Source organism: Testudinibacter sp. P17/SS/0325, assembly GCF_053570765.1.
Genome location: NZ_CM131635.1, coordinates 1091689 through 1112689, shown reverse-complemented (window position 1 = coordinate 1112689; position 21001 = coordinate 1091689). Strand labels below are relative to the sequence as shown.

The window sequence follows — 21001 nt, the reverse complement described above, 5'->3', positions numbered from 1 at the left end:
GAGCGCAATCACAACATAATATAATTTGATGTGATATTTATTTAAAAATCCATTCTAAATAGTTTTTAAATAATCAGAAACCAACAAGGTTAATCATGTATTTATTTCTAATAAAAAAAACAAAACAATTTTTCCATTGGCTTGGATGGGGTTATAGTATTTTTTTCTTTTTAACTATATCAACTGCCTCTTACTTCTCTTTACCAATTTTAATTTTAAATGACTATAAAATTAATCACCTATATTATTTTGATATTTCTGCAACAGTTAGCAAGCAAGAAATAAATGGAAAATTAAATAACCATCTCACACTCCGAAGAGTAAGTAACAAATGTTACAAACCTTATTGTGGATTGCCTAAAGAAGGCGAATATAAACTTTCAAAAATAGCGTTTATTAATATAAATGGAATGTCATATATACATTTCATTTGCATAAATAGCGATGTATGTTTTTATAATATAAGCGAGTCTTTTATCCAGATGAAAAAATATACCGCACATAAAAATGCAAAAACCATCTTTTGGGGTGTAATACTTGTAAATATCGTTATGATCATTGAATTTTTTACAAAAGATTATTGGCGAAAAAGAAAAAATAGCAAGTTATAACTGAAAATTCGTTATAGTTTTAATAGCTCAATGCATATTATATCAATTTCCATTAATAAATGAAATGAATCAAAAATAACCTAGGAGCAATATGCTTATCTACATCATCAAAAAAATAAAAGAATTCTTCTTATGGCTTACTATTTCTGAACGCATACTACTTATTTTTATATTAATCCAACTGTATTTTATGACCATTCCTTTTTTAGTTTTCAATGATTATAACATAGGCTATAAATCGTACTCAAACGTTTCAACTCAGATAACAGAAAAAGAAATCAATGGCAGATTAAATAACCACAAGACTATTCGGCAAATAAATAATAAATGCCATATAAATTATTGTGGACTTCCCGTAGAAGGAAGATATTTATTATCTTCGATAACCTTTATAAAAATAAATACAGCCGAATACATTTATTCAATATGCACCGAACAAAATAAATGCCTTTATAATATAGATGAAAGTTTTATTGAGCAAGAAAAAAATGATATAAATCGGAATGCGAAAATTACATTATTCGGTTCTCTTCTTGGTGGTATTTTTATAGCTGTTAAACATATCTTACAACATAGAAGAAGACTAAGCCGCAAGAAATAATATCAGTATTTTCAATATGGTAAGGGAGCTATTATTTTTTAAGGAGTTAAATAATGATTAAGATGATGATTGCTAAATTTGGTGCAGATATTGGTACTATTGATGGAGTTGTAGAAACTAGTTCCATGAGCACATCTTGTAATGGTAAAAATATGGCTTGGAGTGCTGGACTTTCCAGTTCGGCAACAGCTGCCAGCTTTGCTAGTGGTTTTCCCAATCATTTAGGCAATGTAGGCGGTAGCATATCAGCCATTTCAACAGCAATAAATGTGGGCATCAATAAACAGATAACCGCCAGCGATACTTTCACAATTTTAGCTGGTGTTGCCGGCGCATTTGGATTGGGTGTGCCGGCACTTATTTTTGCAGTTGGAGGCTTAGCAGTAACGCTCTATGATAATGCTAACCATCGCGATGCCAATGGCTGTGTTAAACCACCATCTATACCATTAGGCGATCTAATTTCTCCATCCGACGATAATCCAAATACCGATAGAGGAAAAAATACGCCGCTAAGTTGTCCCCTGATTATTGATATGGATAAAAATGGTGTTAAAACAATTTCAATAACTAAAAATACTTTTTTTGATCTAGATAATAACCTCTTTGCAGAAAATACAGGCTGGATAGATAAAGGCGATGCGTTTTTAGTTTGGGATCGTAATGGTAATGGCACTATTGATTCAGGTCATGAATTATTTGGCAATCATACTGTATTAAAAGATGGTAATAAAGCAAATAACGGATTTCTTGCACTAACTGAACTGGATAGCAATCATAATAATATCTTTGATGAAAAAGATGAGGCTTGGTTCACACTTCAACTATGGTTTGATCATAATCAAAATGGTATTGCTGAAGAGGGGGAATTAATCAAACTATCTGAATCCGGTATTAAAAGTATTGACTTATCATATATAGATATCGCTCAAATAGATGAAAGTGGCAATATACATAAACAGCAATCTCAAGTGATTTGGGAAGATGATAGCACTTCAGATATCACAGATATTTGGTTCAATGTAAATACAGCCAAATCTTATTATAAAGAAAAAATTGAGATTAATAATCACATAAAAGAAATGCCGAATATTATTGCTTTTGGCAACTTACTAAACTTACATGAAGCTATTGCAAAGAACCCTAATTTAATCTATGTTATTCAAGAGTACATAGAGGCATCTCCCTCACAGAAAAAAGAACTAATTAATCATCTTATATATGAATGGGCTGGCGTTAGTCATATTGAAGAGAGTAGTCGAGGAGATTTTATTAATGCAAAAAAATTACACACCTTAGAAATATTAACAGGCGAAGCATTTAAACAACAAGGAAGAAATTCAAACCCTAATAAAACAGCATCTACTTTTTTAGAAAATGAATTCAATAAATTCTCCAACTATGTTTATGCACAATTAGAATCAAAGACAAGCTATAAAGACTTATTTAATATCACGCACTTCAATATTAATGCTAGTGGCGAGTTAGAATTTAACTGGGATAAACTAAATTCCGAAATCATTCTACTCGCCAATGATAATAAATTCCAAGAAGCCAGAGAAATTCTATTAATCTCTAAGAACTTAGGTAGTTATAATAATGATTATTTAAAAATAATTAATACAAACCTAACACAGCTTGCAGAGAAAAACAAAATCATTTCTTATATTCTTAATACTGATATAACATTGGGAAAAGATCTATTAATAGGTACAGATAAAAAAGACTTTCTTGTCGGTAGCGTTGATAATGATATGTTAGAAGCAAAAGATGGTGATGATTTTTTATTTGGCGGTGCTGGCAATGATATCTTAAATGGTGATTTAGGCTCTGATACTTATATTTTTAGTAAAGGACACGGTCAAGATATTATTAAAGAAAACCATTTCTGGATGAGGCTCAATGAAAAAGACACAATTCACTTCACCAATATCAATTACAGTGATGTGAAGTTCCGCCAAATCGACAATGACCTTATATTATTCGGTTATAATCAAAATGACTCCATCACTATTAAACAATTTTATGCCGATGAAAAATACCAAGTCGAAAATTTTCAATTTTTAGACCGTTTTTTAAGCCTGAAAGAAATCTTGACCAAAGGCATCGTCATGAGTGGCACTGATAAAGATGATATCACTCATAAAAAGGATGGAAGTACTGTGGAGGATAATACTAAGATAAATCATGATCCAATCAATGTTGAATATCCTAATAATGCTTTAACCAGCGCTAAAGCGCATAACATATTAAATGAGAATATTGGGATAGATGCTTATATATAGAAAATCCTATTTTACTTTGTATCTTCAACTAAAAGCCGATTACAGATATCGGCTTTTATGCTATTTTAGAAATAGTCATAAGCAAAAAATGGGAAAAACATGAGCGAAAATATTTACGGAATCCATGCGGTTTCCTCTTTTTTAAACACCGCACCGGAGCGGGTGATTGAAGTTTTTGTGCTGAAAGGGCGCGAGGATAAACGCCTTCAACCGCTGTTAAATCAACTACATGCGTTAGGTATTGCGGTGCAGCAGATGAACCGGCAAACGCTGGATAAAAAAGCCGACAGTGAGGTACACCAAGGCATTATTGCACGGGTACAACCGGCAAAAGAGTTAAATGAAAACGATCTGGACGCGATTTTAAACGGCAAAAACGCGCCGTTTTTATTGGTGTTGGACGGTGTCACCGATCCGCATAATCTGGGGGCGTGTTTGCGTACCGCCGACGCCGCAGGGGTGGACGCGGTGATTGTGCCGAAAGACAAATCGGCGCAACTGACCTCGACCGCGCGCAAAGTGGCGTGCGGTGCGGCGGAAACCATGCCGTTGATTCGGGTGACCAACCTTGCCCGCACCTTGCGCGATCTGCAGCGTAATCACAATATCTGGGTGGTCGGCACCGCCGGCGAAGCAACCGAAACGCTGTATCAAACCAAACTCGACGGCGCAATTGCATTGGTGATGGGCGCAGAAGGCGAAGGCATGCGCCGCCTCACGCGCGAACATTGCGATCAATTAATCAGCATTCCGATGGCAGGCAGCGTTTCATCACTGAATGTGTCTGTGGCGACCGGTGTTTGCCTGTTTGAAATTGTGCGCCAGCGGATAAAGTAAGCCCGGCTATATTTCCCTTCTCCCTTGATGGGAGAAGGTGCCCGAAGAGTGGATGAGGGTGAAATAAAGCAAATTTGTACTCCCCCCTCATCCTGAGTTTAGCTTCTGAACGAAGCTAAAATCTGTCCTTCTCCCACAAGGGGCGAAGGAATTATAAAAATTTCGTATCTCAACCTACCGTTTTAAAAGGAAAAAAAATGAAATACCGTGTCGTTGCATTTGACTTAGATGGAACACTGCTTAACAGTCAAGGCGAAATTTTAGCGAGCAGCATTGAAGCAATCAATGTCGCACGGGCTAAGGGTGTCAAAGTCGTTCTGGTGACCGGGCGCCACCATACCGCGGTGAAACCGTATTATCACCAGTTACAACTGGATACGCCGATTATCTGTTGCAACGGCACTTACATTTATGATGTTGCCAGCGACAGCACGCCGATAGCAAATCCATTCACTTGGCAACAGGCACGCAAGGTGATCGAGACCGCCGAACAATTAGGCATTCACCTGCTGATGTACACCCGTGATCAAATGACCTTCACCGAATTTAATCCGCATATGCGCAAATTTTCCCAATGGGTGGCGCAATGCCCGGAAAATGTACGCCCGAATTTACAGCAAATCAGCAGTTTTTACGCGCCGCTGGCTAATCAGCAAGCGATTTGGAAATTTGTGATCAGCCACCCTGATCGTGCATTAATGGAAAGTGCAGTTGCGCAATTGCCAAGCGAGCAGTTCAGCTGCGAATGGTCGTGGCTCGATCGGGTCGATGTCGCCAACAACGGCAACAGCAAAGGCGGACGGCTGCTGGAGCTGTTAAAAAGCTGGAATGTCGATCCGCAGCAGGTGATCGCCTTCGGCGACAACCATAATGACATCAGCATGCTGACCGCGGTCGGCTTGGGCGTGGCGATGGGCAATGCGGAAGCCGATGTCAAAACACAGGCGAAATTGATCACCACCGACCATGATCAAAACGGCATTCAACAAGTTTTGGCAAAATATTTATAACATTTTTATCGGTTAAGGTTTTTTTAAGAACTCTTTGTTTTAATACACTCAACAAAGCGTTACAAACAAGCACCGAAGTGCTGACGCCTTGTCAACATTTGATGAAAATTAAACTCGGAAAGCAACTATTATGAAAAAATTAACCTTAACCTCAGCCCTTTTATTAGCCGTCAGCGGCGCTGCATTAGCCGCTACACAAAGTGCCGGCGGCACGCAACCGACTTTTGGCGGCGAGTGCGTTATGCAAAAATATGACTGTAAACGCAGCGACAAATTCCAACGCGGCGGATTCGTCGGTGAGCAGGCGGCGGTAACCAAAGTCGTCGATATTAAAAACCTGAAAGATGATGCCCGAGTGGTATTGGAAGGGGTCATCGAGCAACAGGTCGGCAAAGACGATTACGTGTTTAAAGATGACAGCGGCAGCATAGAAGTGGAAATCGAGCGTCGTGCTTGGGCAGGACAGGAAGTAACCCCGACTGATAAAGTGAAATTGTTCGGCGAAGTGGATAAATCTTGGAACAAGGTTGAAGTCGAAATTCACCGTGTGATTAAACTATAATAATCCATAACCCCAACCGCACTTTGGCTAAAGTGCGGTTTCTCCATAGCAAAAATAGATAAACTGGACGGTTTTTATGCGTATCTTGTTAATCGAAGATGATCCGCTGATTGGCGACGGTTTGAAAATCGGGCTGACTAAATTCAATTACAGCGTGGATTGGTTTCAAGACGGCAAAACCGGCTTTGAAGCGTTAAACAGCGCGCCTTATGACGCGGTGGTGCTGGATTTAACCCTGCCGAAAATGGACGGTATGGATATTTTGCAGCAGTGGCGCAAACAAAACCAAGCTGTACCGGTGCTGATTTTGACCGCACGCGACAGCCTGGAGCAGCGAGTCTCCGGTTTGAAACAGGGCGCGGACGATTATCTGTGCAAACCTTTTGCCCTGAGCGAAGTCGCGGCACGCTTGGAAGCGCTGATCCGCCGCCGTCACGGCAACCTGAATCCGGTCATCACCCACGGCAACCTCAGCTTCGAACCCGAGGCCAGAGTGGTTAAAATCGACGGGCGGGCGATTAACCTGACGACCCGTGAATTTAAACTGTTGGCACTGTTTTTGTCCAATAAAGAACGGGTGTTGCCGCGTGCGCTGATCGAAGAAAAACTGCATAGCTGGGACGATGAAATCAGCAGCAATGCGCTGGAAGTGCATATCCACAACCTGCGTAAAAAACTCGGCAACCACGTTATCCGCACGGTGCACGGCGTAGGTTACACTTTAGGCAAAGTCGATGAGAATTAACAGTTTACGCTTACGTTTAATTATTATCCTTTCGCTCGCCTCATTATTGCTTTGGGTCGTTGCCGGCGGCATTGCCTGGGTCAAAGCCAAAGACGAAACCGACAACGTGTTTGACGCACAACAAATTTTATTCGCCCAACGGTTAGCCACCTCCAATTTACGTCAAATTTTAATGCAACAGCATAGCGGCAAAATACAAGACAGTTTCAAACCGCCTCGCCATGCGCGCAAAAAAATACTGGATGATGATGCGCTTGCGTTCGCTATTTTCACCCGCCAAGGCGAACGGATTTTATCCGACGGACAAAACGGCGATGAAATTGCTTTTTTGCCGGTACGCGGTTTTGCCAAGCAGCAGATTGATGATGAGGCTTGGCGAGTGTTCTGGCTACCTGCCGGCAATGGCGAACTGATGATTGCCGTCGGGCAGGAAATGGAATACCGCAATGATATTGTCAGCGATATGGTGTTCAGCCAGTTGCTGGTTTGGCTTGCCGGTTTGCCGATTTTGCTTGCCTTAATCGTGTTTGTGGTCAGCCGTGAACTGGCGCCGTTGAAGCGTTTGCGCCGGCAGCTTGCCAAGCGTTCGCCGGAAGATAACAGCGACTTATCGATCCCTCAGCTGCCATCAGAAATCCAACCGCTGGTGAACAGCCTAAATCATTTTTTTCAAAAAACATCCGGCACCTTATTGCGTGAACGCCGCTTCACCTCCGATGCCGCCCATGAACTGCGTAGTCCGCTGACCGCACTTCGGGTGCAAACCGAGATCGCACAACTCGCCGGTGATGACAGCGCAATGCGCAACCAAGCGCTAGGCAATCTGACCAATGGCATTGATCGCGCCACGCAACTGATTGAGCAGCTGCTCACCCTGTCGCGTTTGGATTCGGTGGTGGAATTGGATAATTTGGAACTGATTAAATGGCAGGATCTGATTGAATCCTTGCTTGGCGAGCGCTCTTTCGCCGCCGGTAAAAAGCGGATCGAACTGGCTTTCGAACAGCAAGGCACTCCGGCAGAGCAGCTGGGGCAACCATTATTAATCTCCTTAATGCTGCGTAACTTAATTGATAACGCCATTCACTATTGCCCGCACGGCAGCCGAGTCTGCGTCAGTTTATATACCGACCGCGTCGTCGTGAGCGATAACGGCAACGGAGTCGAACCCGAAGATTTAGAAAAACTGGGACAACGCTTTTACCGCCCTGCCGGGCAAAACGAAAAAGGCAGCGGCTTGGGCTTATCCATTGTTAATCGGATCGCCGAATTACACCATTATTCGGTAAAATACCGTAACGGCGTGCCAAAAGGCTTCCAAAGCGAGATCCGATTCTAATAATCCTAAATAGGTATTTGACATCGTTTCTAAAAATCGGTATTAATGGAATTGAAACGTCGTGAATCCTTGTTTCGCTCTCACTCGAACCAAATGGAGGGGTTATGCCTAAAAAACTACGCAAAAATCTGGGAACACCCGACCGCATTATTCGAATTGTATTGGGGATTACCTTATGTATCCTAAGTGCGCTCAAGATTATCGGCCCGTGGGGCTATCTCGGCGTATTGCTGACCATTAGCGGGCTGCTGAGTTATTGCTTGATTTATAAATGGTTAGGCATTTCCACCTGTGTCAATAATTGCGAAATTGATTTTGATGATGAGCATACCTGATATTTCAATCGCGTCGCTAACCGCACTTGGCAGCAAGTGCGGTTTTTTGTTTCGGCGTTTTATAACCGTTTTGCCGCCTGCATGCCCAACCACATAAAGCCGACAAATAAAAAGGCTTGGCTGTGCAACGAAGTCAGTTGCACCAATGCCGGTGCCGGGCAAATCCCGACCATACCCCAGCCAATCCCGAACAAGATTGCCCCGATAATCAGACGCTTGTCCAACCGCTTGTTTTTAGGCAACTCCAACGCCTGCCCGCAAACGCTGCTACTGCGCGTTTTGCTATACAAAAACAGTGGTACGGTCACGGATAATGCCCCCAGCATTACCCATAACAAATCCATCCGCCACTGTCCGAAAATATCCAAAAAGCCTTGCACCACCGTCGGATTGGTCATCTGCGACAAGATCAGCCCTAAACCAAAAATAAAGCCGCTGAATACTGCGATTCCGACAATCATTTAGCCACCCCATACATGATGTAAAATTGCCACCGTTGCCATTGCCGACGACATGAAAAGTGCGGTCGCCAAGATAGAACGCGGCGAAAAACGCGCCATGCCGCAAATGCCGTGTCCGCTGGTGCAGCCTGAACCGAGCCCCGTGCCGAATCCGACTAAAAACGCCGCAAGCGCCAGCCACCACCAAGCATAGCCCTGTGGATTGAGTGTGCCCAAGTCCCAGCCGAAAAGTGCGGTTGCGGCAAAACCACTTAATAAAACGCCGCCGACAAAACCCCAACGCCAACTTTCGCCACGGACAAAGCTCAAACGCGACACAATCCCGCTGACCCCGGCAATTCTGCCAATGCCAATCCATAGCAGCGCCACTGCCAGCCCGATCACCACCCCGCCTAAATACGCATGCATTTTAGTTTTCCTTTTGACAAAAAAATTGATACATCAACTCCAATACGGCTTTCACCCGCTGATCGGATACGTGATAGTAGTGGTAACGCCCTTGTTTGCGCACGTCTACCAAGCCCTCGTTGCGCAACACCGTCAATTGTTGCGACAATGTCGGCTGCAAAATACCCAGCTGTTGTTCCAACTCGCCTACGGCATATTCGCGCTGGCTTAAAGCGCACAACAACAGTAAACGATCTTGATTCGCCAATGCCTGCAAAAAAGCTTTTGCCTGCTCGGCAGCTTGTTTCATCTCCGCTATATCCATGTTCACCTCATGCAATATCAATTAATATTATATAATAATATATTATATTTTTTTGATTGTCTATTCCTTTTTGCCGGCATAAAAAAACACGCCGAAGCGTGCTCAGATTGCTGACAAATTTACTTCCCTCCGCGGGCGAAGGAGTAGAGGGAGGGTAATATTAAAATGCAACACATTCATTTTTAAAATGATTTATGCCTCCCTCCGTCCTTCGGACACCTCCCTCCGTATACGGAGGGAGGGAAATGATTCGAGAAAGAGACTTTGCCATCAGCCTGAGCACGCCGAAGCGTGCTGATTATGCTGAGAACATGATTAGCGCAAAAACGCCGGAATATTTTTCTCATACTCCGCAATTTTGTCTTCATGCTGCAAGGTCAGACCGATGTTATCCAAGCCTTCCAATAGGCAGTGGCGACGGAATTCGTCCAGCTCAAAGTGGTAAACTTTTTCGCCGACGGTAACGGTTTTCGCCACTAAATCCACAGCAATTTGCTTGCCCTCATTTGCCCACACCCATTGGAAAATCTCTTCCACTTCGTCTTCGCTCAAACGGATTGGCAGCATATGGTTGTTGAGGCTGTTGTTATAGAAAATATCGGCGAAACTGGGGGCGATCATCACTTTAAAGCCGTAGTCCGCCAACGCCCAAGGCGCGTGTTCACGCGACGAGCCGCAACCTAAGTTTTTGCGCGCCAGTAAAATGGTTGCGCCTTGATATTGCGGATAATTCAACACGAATTCCGGATTCGGTTGGGTGCCGTCCACGTCCAGATAACGCCATTCGTGGAATAGATGTTTGCCGAAACCGACACGGGTAATCGCTTGTAAAAATTGTTTCGGAATAATTGCGTCGGTGTCCACATTGGCGGCATCCAGTGGAACGACTAAACCTGAAAGTTGTTTAAAACCTGCCATTGCGAACTCCTTAATTTAATGAAACTTGACGAATATCGACGAATTTGCCGAACACTGCCGCCGCCGCTGCCATTGCCGGGCTGACCAAATGGGTGCGTCCGTTGCGTCCTTGACGCCCTTCAAAGTTGCGGTTGCTGGTGGAGGCGCAACGTTCCCATTCGCCCAAACGGTCATCGTTCATGCCTAAGCACATCGAGCAGCCCGGATTACGCCACTCTGCGCCGGCTTCGATAAAGATTTTATCCAAGCCTTCTTGTTCCGCCTGCTCTTTGACTAAACCGGAACCGGGCACGACCAACACGCGTTTAACGTTATCCGCCACTTTACGCCCTTTCATCACCGCCGCCGCCGCGCGCAGATCTTCGATACGCGAGTTGGTGCAAGAGCCGATAAACACTTGATCCACTTCAACCTCGGTTAAATCGGTATTGGCGGCTAAGCCGATATACTCCAACGCTTTTTCCGCTGAGGCACGTACTACGCTGTCGCTCATTTCCTCTGGATTAGGCACTAATTGATCGATGCCGATCACCTGTCCCGGATTGGTGCCCCAAGTGACTTGCGGCGCAATGTCTTTGGCTTCCAGCACCACAACCGTATCAAACTCTGCGCCGTCGTCGGTTTTTAAGGTTTTCCAATATGCTACGGCGTCGTCCCAATCTTTGCCTTGCGGCGCATGCGGGCGGCCTTTTAAGTAGGCAAAGGTGGTTTCGTCAGGGGCGATTAATCCGGCTTTTGCGCCCAATTCAATCGCCATATTGCACACCGTCATACGCCCTTCCATTGACAAATCGCGGATTGCCTCACCGCAAAATTCGACCACGTGCCCGGTGCCGCCTGCCATGGTGGTTTTGCCGATAATCGCTAATACGATATCTTTGGCGGTGATTCCTGCGCCGACTTTGCCGCGCACTTCGATTTTCATGCTTTTGGCGCGGGCTTGTTTGAGGGTTTGGGTGGCGAGTACGTGTTCCACTTCCGACGTACCGATCCCGAATGCCAACGCCCCGAATGCGCCGTGGGTTGCGGTGTGCGAGTCGCCGCAAACAATGGTCATACCGGGCAAGGTCAAACCCTGTTCAGGCCCCATCACATGCACGATTCCTTGCTGTTTGCTGTCCATATCAAACAGCGAAATACCGGTGGCTTTGCAGTTTTTATCCAATTCCAACACCTGAATCCGTGCCTGCCCTTCCAGTTTATTCACATCGCGTTCTTGGGTGGAAATGCTGTGATCCATAGTGCCGAAAGTTTTGCCCACTTGGCGCACGTGGCGGTTTGCCACGCGCAAGCCGTCAAAGGCTTGCGGGCTGGTGACTTCGTGGATCAGATGGCGGTTGATGTACAAAATCGGGGTTTCGCCGTCCGCTTCATACACCACGTGCGAGTCAAACAGTTTTTCATATAAGGTTTTTTTCATTGTGCTATCCGTAAATATGTAATCGGTAAATTCGTGAGTTTTAATTAAATCGCCGCCGCAATCAAATCGCCCATTTCGGAGGTTGAAACCGGTTGATTGTTATCGGCTAAATCGCCGGTACGGTGTCCGTCAGCCAATACTTTCTGTACCGCACTTTCAATCGCTTGCGCCGCCTCTTCCAAGTTAAAGCTGTAACGCAACATCATTGCCGCCGATAAAATCTGTGCAATCGGGTTAGCAATATTTTTGCCTGCGATGTCGGGGGCAGAACCGCCGCGGTTCGTATAAACCGAAACCTTGTTCGTTCATACTGGCGGACGGCAACATGCCCATCGAGCCGGTGATCATCGCACATTCATCGGAAATAATATCGCCGAAAATATTCGAGCACAGCAGCACATCGAAGAACGACGGCTGTTTGATCATCTGCATGGTCGCATTATCGATATAAATATGATCCAAGCGCACTTCAGGGTAATCTTTCGCCACGTCATTCACCACTTCGCGCCACAAGACCGAACTGGTCAGCACATTGGCTTTATCCACCGACGTGACGTGTTTAGTGCGTTTAAGTGCGGTTTCAAATGCAATGCGCGCAATGCGTTCGATTTCATAGCGGTGATAGACTTCGGTGTCATAGGCTTTTTCCATTGCGCCTTCGCCTTCGCGTCCTTTCGGTTGCCCGAAATAGATCCCGCCGGTCAATTCGCGCACCACCACCATATCAAAACCGGTTGCGGCAATGTCGGCACGCAACGGACAGAACTTTTCCAAGCCTTTGTATAGCGTCGCCGGGCGCAAATTACAGAACAACGCAAAGTGTTTTCTTAATGGCAATAACGCACCGCGCTCCGGTTGTTCTGCCGGCGGCAAACTTTCCCATTTCGGACCGCCAACCGAACCGAACAGAATCGCGTCCGCGGCTTCGCAGCCCTGCAACGTCACGTCGGGCAACGCCTTACCGTGGTTATCGATCCCGGCACCGCCGACATCAAAATGGTTGTAGTTCAACTTAAACCGAAATTTTGGCTGCACCGCATCTAACACTTTGATTGCTTGCGCCATAATTTCAGGGCCGATCCCGTCGCCGGCCAGCACTGCTACGTTGTATGTTTGCATTTTTTCTTCCTCTGTTTTTATTTTTTCGTTCCCTTCTCCCCTTGTGGGAGAAGGACAGATTTGACCGTCGTTCAGACGCTTAAATCAGGATGAGGGGAATATTCGCTTACATCACCCTCATCCGCCCTGCGGGCACCTTCTCCCATTAAGGGAGAAGGGAATTGTTCAGTCTTATTTCTTGGCTTTCAAATCCGCCACTTTATGCGCGCGATAAATCGCATTAATCGCATGGATCAACGCCAAGGCGGACGATTCGATAATATCCGTCGCCAAGCCGACGCCGTGGAATTTGCGCCCTTTGTGTTCGACCACAATATCCACCTGCCCCAACGCCTCCGCGCCTTCGCCTTTGGCGGTTAAGTTATAGTGCGACATGGTTAATTCCAAGCCGGTTAATGCCAAAATGGCATTATAAGTCGCATCGACCGGGCCATTGCCGCCGGTGGAAACCGTGCTTAACTTCTCGCCGTCCAATTCGATTTGCACGAATGACGTCGCCGGGAAATCGCTGACCGAGTGCGCCGAGATCTTGTCTAAACGCAGACGATCTTCGTCCCCTTGCTGCATATCGATAAACGCCAGCGCTTCCAAATCATAGTCGAACACTTGCCCTTTCTTGTCCGCCAGTTTTAGGAAAGCGTCATACAATTTATCCAAATCGTAATCTGCTTCGGCATAGCCCATATCCGCCATATGCCCTTTCACCGCCGCCCGTCCTGAGCGCGCGGTTAAGTTCAATTTCTCTTTTTTCAAGCCGATCGATTCCGGCGACATGATTTCGTAGGTATTTTTATTTTTTAACATACCGTCTTGGTGAATGCCCGATGAATGCGCAAAGGCATTTTTACCGACAATCGCCTTGTTCGGCTGAATCGGCATATTGCACAGCTGGCTCACCATTTGGCTGACACGGTGGATTTCCTGGGTGTTAATGCGGGTATCCACCTTAAACATATCCTGACGGGTTTTAATCGCCATCACCACTTCTTCAAGTGCGGTATTGCCGGCGCGCTCGCCAATGCCGTTAATGGTACATTCAATCTGACGCGCCCCGTTCAGCACCGCGGTCAACGAGTTGGCGGTCGCCATGCCCAAATCGTTATGGCAATGCACCGACACAATCGCTTTATCAATATTCGGTACGCGGTTCATCACCTGATGAATGATATTACCGTATTCGGTCGGCAAGCAGAAACCGACGGTATCGGGAATATTCACCGTGGTTGCGCCGGCATGAATCGCCGCTTCCACAATACGGCAAATATTATCAATCCCGGTACGCCCGGCATCTTCACAAGAAAATTCCACGTCATTGGTGTAATTTCTGGCGCGTTTCACCGCGCGCACCGCCCGTTCAACCACATCGTCAAAGGTGCTTTTCAGCTTTGCTTCCACGTGCAAGGCGGAACTGGCGATAAAAGTGTGAATGCGAAAACGCTCGGCCTCTTTTAAGGCTTCGTACACCGCGTCAATATCGCGATCCACCGCACGCGACAGCCCGCACACCACCGAGTTTTTAATATGCTGCCCGATGGTACGCACCGATTCAAAATCACCGGAAGACGAAACCGGGAAGCCCACTTCCATCACGTCCACGCCCAAACGTTCCAAGGCTAGGGCAATTTGCAACTTCTCTTTCACCGTCAAACTGGCACTCAACGCCTGCTCGCCGTCACGCAAGGTGGTATCAAAAATAATCACGTTATCACTCATCACATTTTCCTTATGTTGATATTGCCCAAAGTGCGGTTTATAAATGCAAAAAACCCGCAACGTTGTGCGGGTTTAAAATTCGTGTGAATTGCAATTTGCCAATCATCTTCCACAGTCGAGCCGCACAATCAGTTTGCGAGCAAGAGTAGGAGAGAGAAAGTAGCAAATGGGAAATTCATCGTTTATATCCAAATTAAATTAATGTGCGCTCAGCACAGAATGACGGCTATTTTTACTTGCCAACCGCACTTTGTCAATCAATTAAATAATATTTTCTACTAAAAATCAGAATCAAACCGCCATTAAAATTATATAAAAATCCATTTTTAAAATAAAAATCAAAATAAAATTTCAAAAAACTGAAAAATAACAGATTTAATCTAGTTTTAAACGACCATTTACAGGATAGCAAACTTTTTAAGCAATTGTACCCTTGCACAGGAAGCGACGATAGAATCGTAATATGATTTTTCATATAGCGTAAATGCGTGATAACACCTCGCCGTTAAAATAAGCCAAACAGCTCGATTTATTCGCTGTTTGGCTTTTTATTTTCATTGAAATCAAGCAATTAAATTTAATTCCGTTCCCCAAACCGCACTTTGGCTATTTTATTTATTTGACAAAATTAACCTCCGTTTGATTTATATCAATGAGCCTAAATCCCTTTTCACTAAGATAAACAAATTAAATAACTATAAATGATTAATTCTTAAAGGGTATTTTATGAGTGTGAAAGGTTGGAGTAAAAGGAAAATCGTTTTATTCGGCGGATTGTGTTTGCTGTCGGGGGCGTTGGCATTGTGGCTTACCCAAGGGGTTTTCCACCAAACCAATTCGACCGAATTTTGTGTCAGTTGCCACTCAATGAGCGTGGCGAAAGAAGAGTGGGAAGGCAGCGTGCATTTCGCTAACCGCAAGGGAATCCGCGCCGAATGCGCCGATTGCCATGTGCCGCCGGACAGTTGGCATTATGTCAAAGCCAAAGTGATGGCGCTGAAAGATGTGTGGGGCGAGATCACCGGCAAAATCCCCGATGCGGAGGCCTATGAAGCGCACCGTTTGGAAATGGCGCAAACGGTGTGGAAAAACATGAAAGAACAAGACTCCTCAACCTGCCGCACGTGCCACAAAACCGACGCTTGGATTTTAGGCGAACAATCCGAACAGGCGCAAACCATGCACAAACTGGCTGACGAAACCAAGCAGACCTGTATCGACTGCCATAAAGGCTTGGTGCATTTTATGCCGGATGTGCCGACCGACGCGAGCGCGGCAAGTGGCGAATTAAGCAAGCATGGCGGCGATTTCAGCCGTGCCGATACCGCACTTTATGCCTTGGCGATCTCCCCCGCCAAAACCGCAAACGGCGAAATCCGCTTAATGCCGTTTGCCAAGCTAAGCGAATGGAAACAAGAGGGCGATACCGTCCATGCCGTAGTGAGCGGCTGGCAACAAGCCGGCGCAGAAAATCTGCTGTATCAACAAATGGGCAAGCGCATTCTTGTCGGGGTGTTGGATGATAATGCCAAAACCGATGTCAGCGTGCTCAACAGCGTACACGATACGGTGACGAATTCCGATTGGCGGCAAGTCAAGCTCACGCTTTCCCTGCCTAAAACGGCGCTGACAGCCAATCTGGACGCGCTCAATGCTTATGGCAAAAGCTTGGATCAAACCCATTGCAGCACTTGTCACGCGACGATTCCGGCGGATCACTACACCGCCAATCAGTGGGTCGGGGTGATTAATTCGATGAAAGACCGCACTTCGATGAGCGAAGCGGAAGTGCGCGCAGTAACGATTTATTTGCAACGCTTGGCGAAAGATATGCCGTCAACGGCAACGTCTAACGCCCATTAATGTTATCTATTACGCCCATCATCATAGGAGAGGCAACATGAGTCATACGAAAAAAATTAATAACAGCCGTCGTTCATTTCTGAAAAACACCTCGTTAGGTTCGGTCGGGCTTGCTGCAAGCGGCGGTATCGGCGGCAACCTATTGCTATCGAATAAAGCGGCGGCGGCAGAAAGCAGCACGGTGATGTCCGCCGCGCACTGGGGTCCGATTGGTATTGTGGTTGAAGACGGCAAAGTGGTGAAATCCGGACCGGCAATTGAGCCAACCATCGCCAATGAATTGCAAACCGTGGTCGCCGAACAAGTCCATAGCGATGTGCGGGTGAAATACCCGATGGTACGCAAAGGCTATTTGGAAAATCCGGGCAAAAGCGACACCACTTTGCGCGGGCACGATGAATGGGTGCGCGTTTCCTGGGAAAAAGCCTTGGAATTAGTCCATAACGGGCTAAAACAGGTACGCGATACCCAAGGCCCGTCCGGCGTATTTGCCGGTTCTTACGGTTGGTATAGCTCCGGCGCCCTGCATGCCAGCCGCACGTTATTACACCGTTATATGAACCTGACCGGCGGTTTTGTCGGCACCAAGGGGGATTACTCCACCGGCGCGGCGCAAGTGATTATGCCGCATGTGTTGGGCACGATTGAAGTCTATGAACAGCAAACCAGCTGGGAAGTGATTCTGCAACATTCCGAGATTGTCGTCTTATGGTCGGCAAACCCGATGACGACCCTGCGTAATGCCTGGACGTCAACCGATCAGCAAGGCACGGATTATTTCAAAAAACTGAAAGAAAGCGGTAAACGGGTGATCTGTATCGATCCGGTACGCAGTGAAACCTGTGACTATCTGGGCGCAGAATGGATTCCGATTAATACGGCAACCGACGTGCCGTTAATGCTGGCAATGGCACACAGCTTGATTAGCGCGGACAAACAAGATAATGATTTCCTGAAAAAGTACACCGTCGGTTATGATAAATTTGAAGCCTATGTACTCGGTAAAGGGGAAGACGGCGTGGTGAAAGACGCAACTTGGGCAAGCCAAATTTGTGGCGTACCCGCCGAGACAATTAAACAACTGGCGTTAGATTTTGCCGGCAAGCGCACCATGTTAATGGGCGGCTGGGGCATGCAACGCCAACGCCACGGCGAACAAACGCACTGGACATTAGTCACCTTAGCTTCCATGTTGGGGCAAATCGGCTTGCCGGGCGGTGGCTTCGGCTTGAGCTATCACTATGCCAACGGCGGCGTGCCAACCGCAACCGGCGCGATTTTAGGCGCGATTTCCGCCAATACTTCAGGCGAAAGCGGCGGGCAAACCTGGCTGGACGAAACCAGCAAACTCAGTTTTCCACTGGCGCGCATTTCCGACGCCCTGCTCAATCCGGGCAAGGTCATTCAATATAACGGCACTGAAATCACCTATCCCGATCTCAAGCTGATTTATTGGGCGGGCGGCAATCCGTTTACCCACCATCAAGACACCAACACCTTAATCAAAGCGTGGCAAAAACCGGATACGGTGATTGTGAATGAAATCTATTGGACGCCGACCGCACGCATGGCGGATATCGTATTACCGGTGACCACCTCGTTTGAGCGTAACGATCTGACCATGAGCGGCGATTATTCGATGTTGAATATCTTCCCGATGAAACAAGCGCTCGAACCGCAATTCGAAGCGAAAAGCGATTACGACATTTTCGCCGCCCTCGCCAAACTAGCCGGCGTGGAAGAGAAATTTACCGAAGGCAAATCGGAAATGGATTGGCTGAAAGGCTTCTATCAAACCGCTTATGACGCCGCCCGCAAAAATCGCGTCGTCATGCCGCGCTTTGAACAATTTTGGGAGGCGAATAAGCCAATCACCTTCAAAATCGGCGATAAAGCCAAACAATGGGTGCGTTATGCCGAATTCCGCGCCGATCCGTTACTTAATCCACTCGGAACGCCGTCAGGCAAAATCGAAATTTATTCCGATACCGTTGCCAAAATGGGCTACGACGACTGCAAAGGACACCCAAGCTGGCTCGTGCCGGAAGAGTACGCCGGCAACACCACTGCCGAAGCACCGTTGGCGTTGGTTACGCCACATCCATACTACCGCTTGCACAGTCAGTTGTGTTTCTCAACCGCACTTCGCGAAAAATACACCGTGAACGGACGCGAGCCGCTGTTGATCCACCCGGACGACGCACAAGCGCGCGGCATTGCCGACGGCGATGTGGTGCGTTTGTTTAACCGACGCGGACAAGTGCTTGCCGGCGCTGTCATTACGGACGGCGTGATCAAAGGTACGGTTGCCTTGCACGAAGGGGCGTGGTACGACCCTGCCGATTTAGGCACGGCAGAAAAACCGCTGTGCAAATTCGGCAATCCGAATGTGCTGACCATGGACATCGGCACATCTAAATTGGCACAAGGCAACTCGCCGAACACCGCGATTTTGCAAGTGGAAAAATACAGCGCCGACCTTCCGCCGGTGAGCGTATTCAGCGAACCGAAATACAGCAACGCGTAATATTGCGACCTTGATCCATTAACAAAAAAACCGCACTTTGCCTATCCAAAAGCAAAGTGCGGTATTGTTGAAAGGAAAAGCGTTTTCTTATTCTACGGTAACCGCTTTCGCCAAGTTGCGCGGTTGATCTACGTCAGTGCCTTTGATTAAGGCGACGTGATATGCCAGCAACTGCATGGGTACGGTGTAGAAAATCGGTGCCACCACTTCATCGACTTGCGGCATGGTGATGATTTTCATGTCCGGAGTCGAACTGAAACCGGCGTTTTCATCGGCAAACACATACAACTGCCCGCCGCGCGCGCGCACCTCTTCAATGTTGGATTTCAGTTTTTCCAGCAATTCATTGTTCGGGGCAACCACCACCACCGGCATATCGGCGTCAATTAAGGCTAACGGACCGTGTTTCAACTCCCCGGCGGCATAGGCTTCGGCGTGGATATAAGAAATTTCTTTCAGTTTCAACGCGGCTTCCATCGCAATCGGATAGTATTCGCCACGCCCTAAGAACAGGGTGTGGTGTTTTTCGGCAAAGTCTTCCGACAATTTTTCAATCGCGCCGTCAAAGGCTAACGCTTGTTCGATTTTTGCCGGCAGGCTCTGTAGCGATTTGATGATTTCACGCTCTTTTTCGGCAGGGATATTGCCGTTTAACTTACCAATCGCCAGCACCAACAACAACATGGTCGCTAATTGGGTGGTGAAGGCTTTGGTCGAAGCCACGCCGATTTCCACCCCGGCACGGGTCATAAACGCCAAGTCGGATTCGCGCACTAAAGATGAGCCTGATACGTTACAAATCGTCATCGCCGACATATAGCCTTTTTCTTTGGCAAGGCGCAATGCCGCCAAGGTATCCGCCGTTTCGCCGGATTGGGAAAGCGTTAATAACAGGCTGTTCGGACGGGTGACGAATTTACGGTAGCGGAATTCGGAGGCGATTTCCACATCGCAACTCACGCCTGCCAACGCTTCGAACCAATAACGCGCCGCCATCCCGGAATTGTAGGACGTACCGCACGCCACGATTTGCACGTGTTCCACTTTTTCCAAAATTTCACGCGCACCGTTGCCGATACTTTCGATAATCACGCTGTCATTGGCTATCCGCCCTTCCAAGGTGTTCACAATCGCGCTCGGTTGCTCGAAGATCTCTTTCTGCATAAAGTGGCGATATTTGCCTTTTTCCGCCGCGTCATTTTCCAGATTGGATTCGTGTACCTGACGTTCGACTTTTTCACCGTCACGGCTATAAATATCAATCTTGCGACGGCTGATTTCGGCAATATCGCCCTCTTCCAAGAAGATAAAACGGCGGGTGACGCTTAACAACGCCAGTTGGTCGGAGGCTAAGAAATTTTCGCCCAAGCCCAAGCCGATCACCAACGGACTGCCGGAGCGTGCCGCAATCAGGTGTTCCGGCTGTTCACGGTGCAACACCACCATGCCATAAGCCCCGGTCAGCTGTTGCACGCTTTTTTGCACCGCTTCCAACAAACTGGCCGAAGTGCGGTTTTCCCACGCCACCAAATGCGCGATCACTTCGGTATCGGTTTGCGAAGTGAAGGCATAACCGCGCGCTTGTAAGATTTCACGCAGCTCTTCGTGGTTTTCGATAATGCCGTTATGCACCACGGTAATATCGCCCGAGACGTGCGGGTGCGCATTGGCTTCCGACGGTTCGCCATGGGTCGCCCAACGGGTGTGCGCAATGCCTGTGCCGCCGATTAACGGCTGTTTTGCCACGGCGTCGTCCAACGCTTTCACTTTGCCTAAGCAGCGCACACGTTGTAAATTATGCCGCTCATCCACCACCGCGACCCCGGCAGAATCATAACCGCGGTATTCCAAGCGGTGTAAACCCTCGATTAAAATTTCCGCCACATCACGTTGGGCAACTGCCCCGACGATTCCACACATCGTTTTTTCCTCTATTTAGTCAT

Annotated in this window: 18 protein-coding genes and 1 pseudogene; 11 read left to right on the top strand and 8 right to left on the bottom strand. The window is 46.9% G+C overall.

What is annotated here, in order from left to right; all coding sequences use genetic code 11:
• The first annotated feature begins 95 nt into the window (after positions 1–95).
• From ACWA50_RS05300 to ACWA50_RS05260, 9 genes are all read left to right on the top strand, one after another.
• Complete coding sequence (locus tag ACWA50_RS05300) at positions 96–611, top strand: hypothetical protein (RefSeq protein WP_431050486.1); 516 nt, start codon at positions 96–98, stop codon at positions 609–611.
• 91 nt (positions 612–702) lie between these two features.
• Positions 703–1212, top strand: a complete 510-nt coding sequence (locus ACWA50_RS05295; RefSeq protein ID WP_431050484.1) for a hypothetical protein — start codon at positions 703–705, stop codon at positions 1210–1212.
• A 53-nt stretch (positions 1213–1265) separates the two neighbouring features.
• Entirely contained in the window at positions 1266–3497 is a 2232-nt protein-coding gene (locus ACWA50_RS05290) for a calcium-binding protein (protein ID WP_431050482.1), read from the top strand.
• A 99-nt stretch (positions 3498–3596) separates the two neighbouring features.
• Positions 3597–4334: a 23S rRNA (guanosine(2251)-2'-O)-methyltransferase RlmB gene (gene rlmB, locus ACWA50_RS05285; protein ID WP_431050480.1), complete on the top strand. Its 738-nt coding sequence runs from the start codon at positions 3597–3599 to the stop codon at positions 4332–4334.
• Positions 4335–4531: 197 nt separating this feature from the next.
• Complete coding sequence (locus ACWA50_RS05280; protein ID WP_431050478.1) at positions 4532–5344, top strand: pyridoxal phosphatase; 813 nt, start codon at positions 4532–4534, stop codon at positions 5342–5344.
• 130 nt (positions 5345–5474) lie between these two features.
• Entirely contained in the window at positions 5475–5906 is a 432-nt protein-coding gene (locus ACWA50_RS05275) for a YgiW/YdeI family stress tolerance OB fold protein (RefSeq protein ID WP_431050476.1), read from the top strand.
• A gap of 76 nt (positions 5907–5982) precedes the next feature.
• Entirely contained in the window at positions 5983–6651 is a 669-nt protein-coding gene (locus ACWA50_RS05270) for a response regulator (protein WP_431050474.1), read from the top strand.
• Positions 6641–7990 (top strand): quorum sensing histidine kinase QseC, encoded by a 1350-nt coding sequence (gene qseC, locus ACWA50_RS05265; protein ID WP_431050471.1) that lies wholly within the window; start codon positions 6641–6643, stop codon positions 7988–7990. Before ACWA50_RS05270 ends, qseC begins: the two co-directional genes overlap by 11 nt.
• A gap of 104 nt (positions 7991–8094) precedes the next feature.
• Positions 8095–8325: a YgaP family membrane protein gene (locus ACWA50_RS05260; protein ID WP_431050469.1), complete on the top strand. Its 231-nt coding sequence runs from the start codon at positions 8095–8097 to the stop codon at positions 8323–8325.
• Between the two features lie 59 nt (positions 8326–8384).
• Here ACWA50_RS05260 and ACWA50_RS05255 read toward each other — a convergent pair whose 3' ends face one another.
• From ACWA50_RS05255 to leuA, 7 genes and pseudogenes are all read right to left on the bottom strand, one after another.
• Positions 8385–8786, bottom strand: coding sequence for a DUF6691 family protein (locus tag ACWA50_RS05255; RefSeq protein ID WP_431050467.1), 402 nt, complete (start codon positions 8784–8786; stop codon positions 8385–8387).
• Entirely contained in the window at positions 8787–9194 is a 408-nt protein-coding gene (locus ACWA50_RS05250) for a YeeE/YedE family protein (protein WP_431050465.1), read from the bottom strand.
• Between the two features lies 1 nt (position 9195).
• A complete protein-coding gene (locus tag ACWA50_RS05245; RefSeq protein ID WP_431050463.1) occupies positions 9196–9498 on the bottom strand; it encodes an ArsR/SmtB family transcription factor in 303 nt (100 codons plus the stop codon).
• Positions 9499–9813: 315 nt separating this feature from the next.
• Positions 9814–10416, bottom strand: a complete 603-nt coding sequence (gene leuD / locus ACWA50_RS05240; protein WP_431050461.1) for a 3-isopropylmalate dehydratase small subunit — start codon at positions 10414–10416, stop codon at positions 9814–9816.
• A 10-nt stretch (positions 10417–10426) separates the two neighbouring features.
• A complete protein-coding gene (gene leuC, locus ACWA50_RS05235; protein ID WP_431054244.1) occupies positions 10427–11836 on the bottom strand; it encodes a 3-isopropylmalate dehydratase large subunit in 1410 nt (469 codons plus the stop codon).
• Positions 11837–11880: 44 nt separating this feature from the next.
• A pseudogene (gene leuB / locus ACWA50_RS05230) lies at positions 11881–12901 on the bottom strand (3-isopropylmalate dehydrogenase).
• 225 nt (positions 12902–13126) lie between these two features.
• A complete protein-coding gene (leuA, locus tag ACWA50_RS05225; protein WP_431054242.1) occupies positions 13127–14668 on the bottom strand; it encodes a 2-isopropylmalate synthase in 1542 nt (513 codons plus the stop codon).
• Positions 14669–15394: 726 nt separating this feature from the next.
• Between leuA and ACWA50_RS05220 the strand changes: the two genes are divergently transcribed.
• Both ACWA50_RS05220 and torA read left to right on the top strand, forming a co-directional pair.
• On the top strand, positions 15395–16531 hold the full coding sequence (locus tag ACWA50_RS05220; RefSeq protein ID WP_431054241.1) for a NapC/NirT family cytochrome c: 1137 nt from the start codon (positions 15395–15397) through the stop codon (positions 16529–16531).
• Positions 16532–16568: 37 nt separating this feature from the next.
• Positions 16569–19058, top strand: a complete 2490-nt coding sequence (torA, locus tag ACWA50_RS05215) for a trimethylamine-N-oxide reductase TorA (RefSeq protein ID WP_431054240.1) — start codon at positions 16569–16571, stop codon at positions 19056–19058.
• A gap of 87 nt (positions 19059–19145) precedes the next feature.
• Here the strand turns inward: torA and glmS are convergent, their stop codons facing one another.
• Positions 19146–20978 (bottom strand): glutamine--fructose-6-phosphate transaminase (isomerizing), encoded by a 1833-nt coding sequence (gene glmS, locus ACWA50_RS05210; RefSeq protein ID WP_431054239.1) that lies wholly within the window; start codon positions 20976–20978, stop codon positions 19146–19148.
• Between the last annotated feature and the right edge of the window lie 23 nt (positions 20979–21001).

Bases quoted from the DNA above. Each gene is read 5' to 3' on its own strand.
- ACWA50_RS05300 (WP_431050486.1), top strand. From the start codon at position 96: ATGTATTTATTTCTAATAAAAAAAACAAAACAATTTTTCCATTGGCTT.
- ACWA50_RS05295 (WP_431050484.1), top strand. From the start codon at position 703: ATGCTTATCTACATCATCAAAAAAATAAAAGAATTCTTCTTATGGCTT.
- ACWA50_RS05290 (WP_431050482.1), top strand. From the start codon at position 1,266: ATGATTAAGATGATGATTGCTAAATTTGGTGCAGATATTGGTACTATT.
- rlmB (WP_431050480.1), top strand. From the start codon at position 3,597: ATGAGCGAAAATATTTACGGAATCCATGCGGTTTCCTCTTTTTTAAAC.
- ACWA50_RS05280 (WP_431050478.1), top strand. From the start codon at position 4,532: ATGAAATACCGTGTCGTTGCATTTGACTTAGATGGAACACTGCTTAAC.
- ACWA50_RS05275 (WP_431050476.1), top strand. From the start codon at position 5,475: ATGAAAAAATTAACCTTAACCTCAGCCCTTTTATTAGCCGTCAGCGGC.
- ACWA50_RS05270 (WP_431050474.1), top strand. From the start codon at position 5,983: ATGCGTATCTTGTTAATCGAAGATGATCCGCTGATTGGCGACGGTTTG.
- qseC (WP_431050471.1), top strand. From the start codon at position 6,641: ATGAGAATTAACAGTTTACGCTTACGTTTAATTATTATCCTTTCGCTC.
- ACWA50_RS05260 (WP_431050469.1), top strand. From the start codon at position 8,095: ATGCCTAAAAAACTACGCAAAAATCTGGGAACACCCGACCGCATTATT.
- ACWA50_RS05255 (WP_431050467.1), bottom strand. From the start codon at position 8,786: ATGATTGTCGGAATCGCAGTATTCAGCGGCTTTATTTTTGGTTTAGGG.
- ACWA50_RS05250 (WP_431050465.1), bottom strand. From the start codon at position 9,194: ATGCATGCGTATTTAGGCGGGGTGGTGATCGGGCTGGCAGTGGCGCTG.
- ACWA50_RS05245 (WP_431050463.1), bottom strand. From the start codon at position 9,498: ATGGATATAGCGGAGATGAAACAAGCTGCCGAGCAGGCAAAAGCTTTT.
- leuD (WP_431050461.1), bottom strand. From the start codon at position 10,416: ATGGCAGGTTTTAAACAACTTTCAGGTTTAGTCGTTCCACTGGATGCC.
- leuC (WP_431054244.1), bottom strand. From the start codon at position 11,836: ATGAAAAAAACCTTATATGAAAAACTGTTTGACTCGCACGTGGTGTAT.
- leuA (WP_431054242.1), bottom strand. From the start codon at position 14,668: ATGAGTGATAACGTGATTATTTTTGATACCACCTTGCGTGACGGCGAG.
- ACWA50_RS05220 (WP_431054241.1), top strand. From the start codon at position 15,395: ATGAGTGTGAAAGGTTGGAGTAAAAGGAAAATCGTTTTATTCGGCGGA.
- torA (WP_431054240.1), top strand. From the start codon at position 16,569: ATGAGTCATACGAAAAAAATTAATAACAGCCGTCGTTCATTTCTGAAA.
- glmS (WP_431054239.1), bottom strand. From the start codon at position 20,978: ATGTGTGGAATCGTCGGGGCAGTTGCCCAACGTGATGTGGCGGAAATT.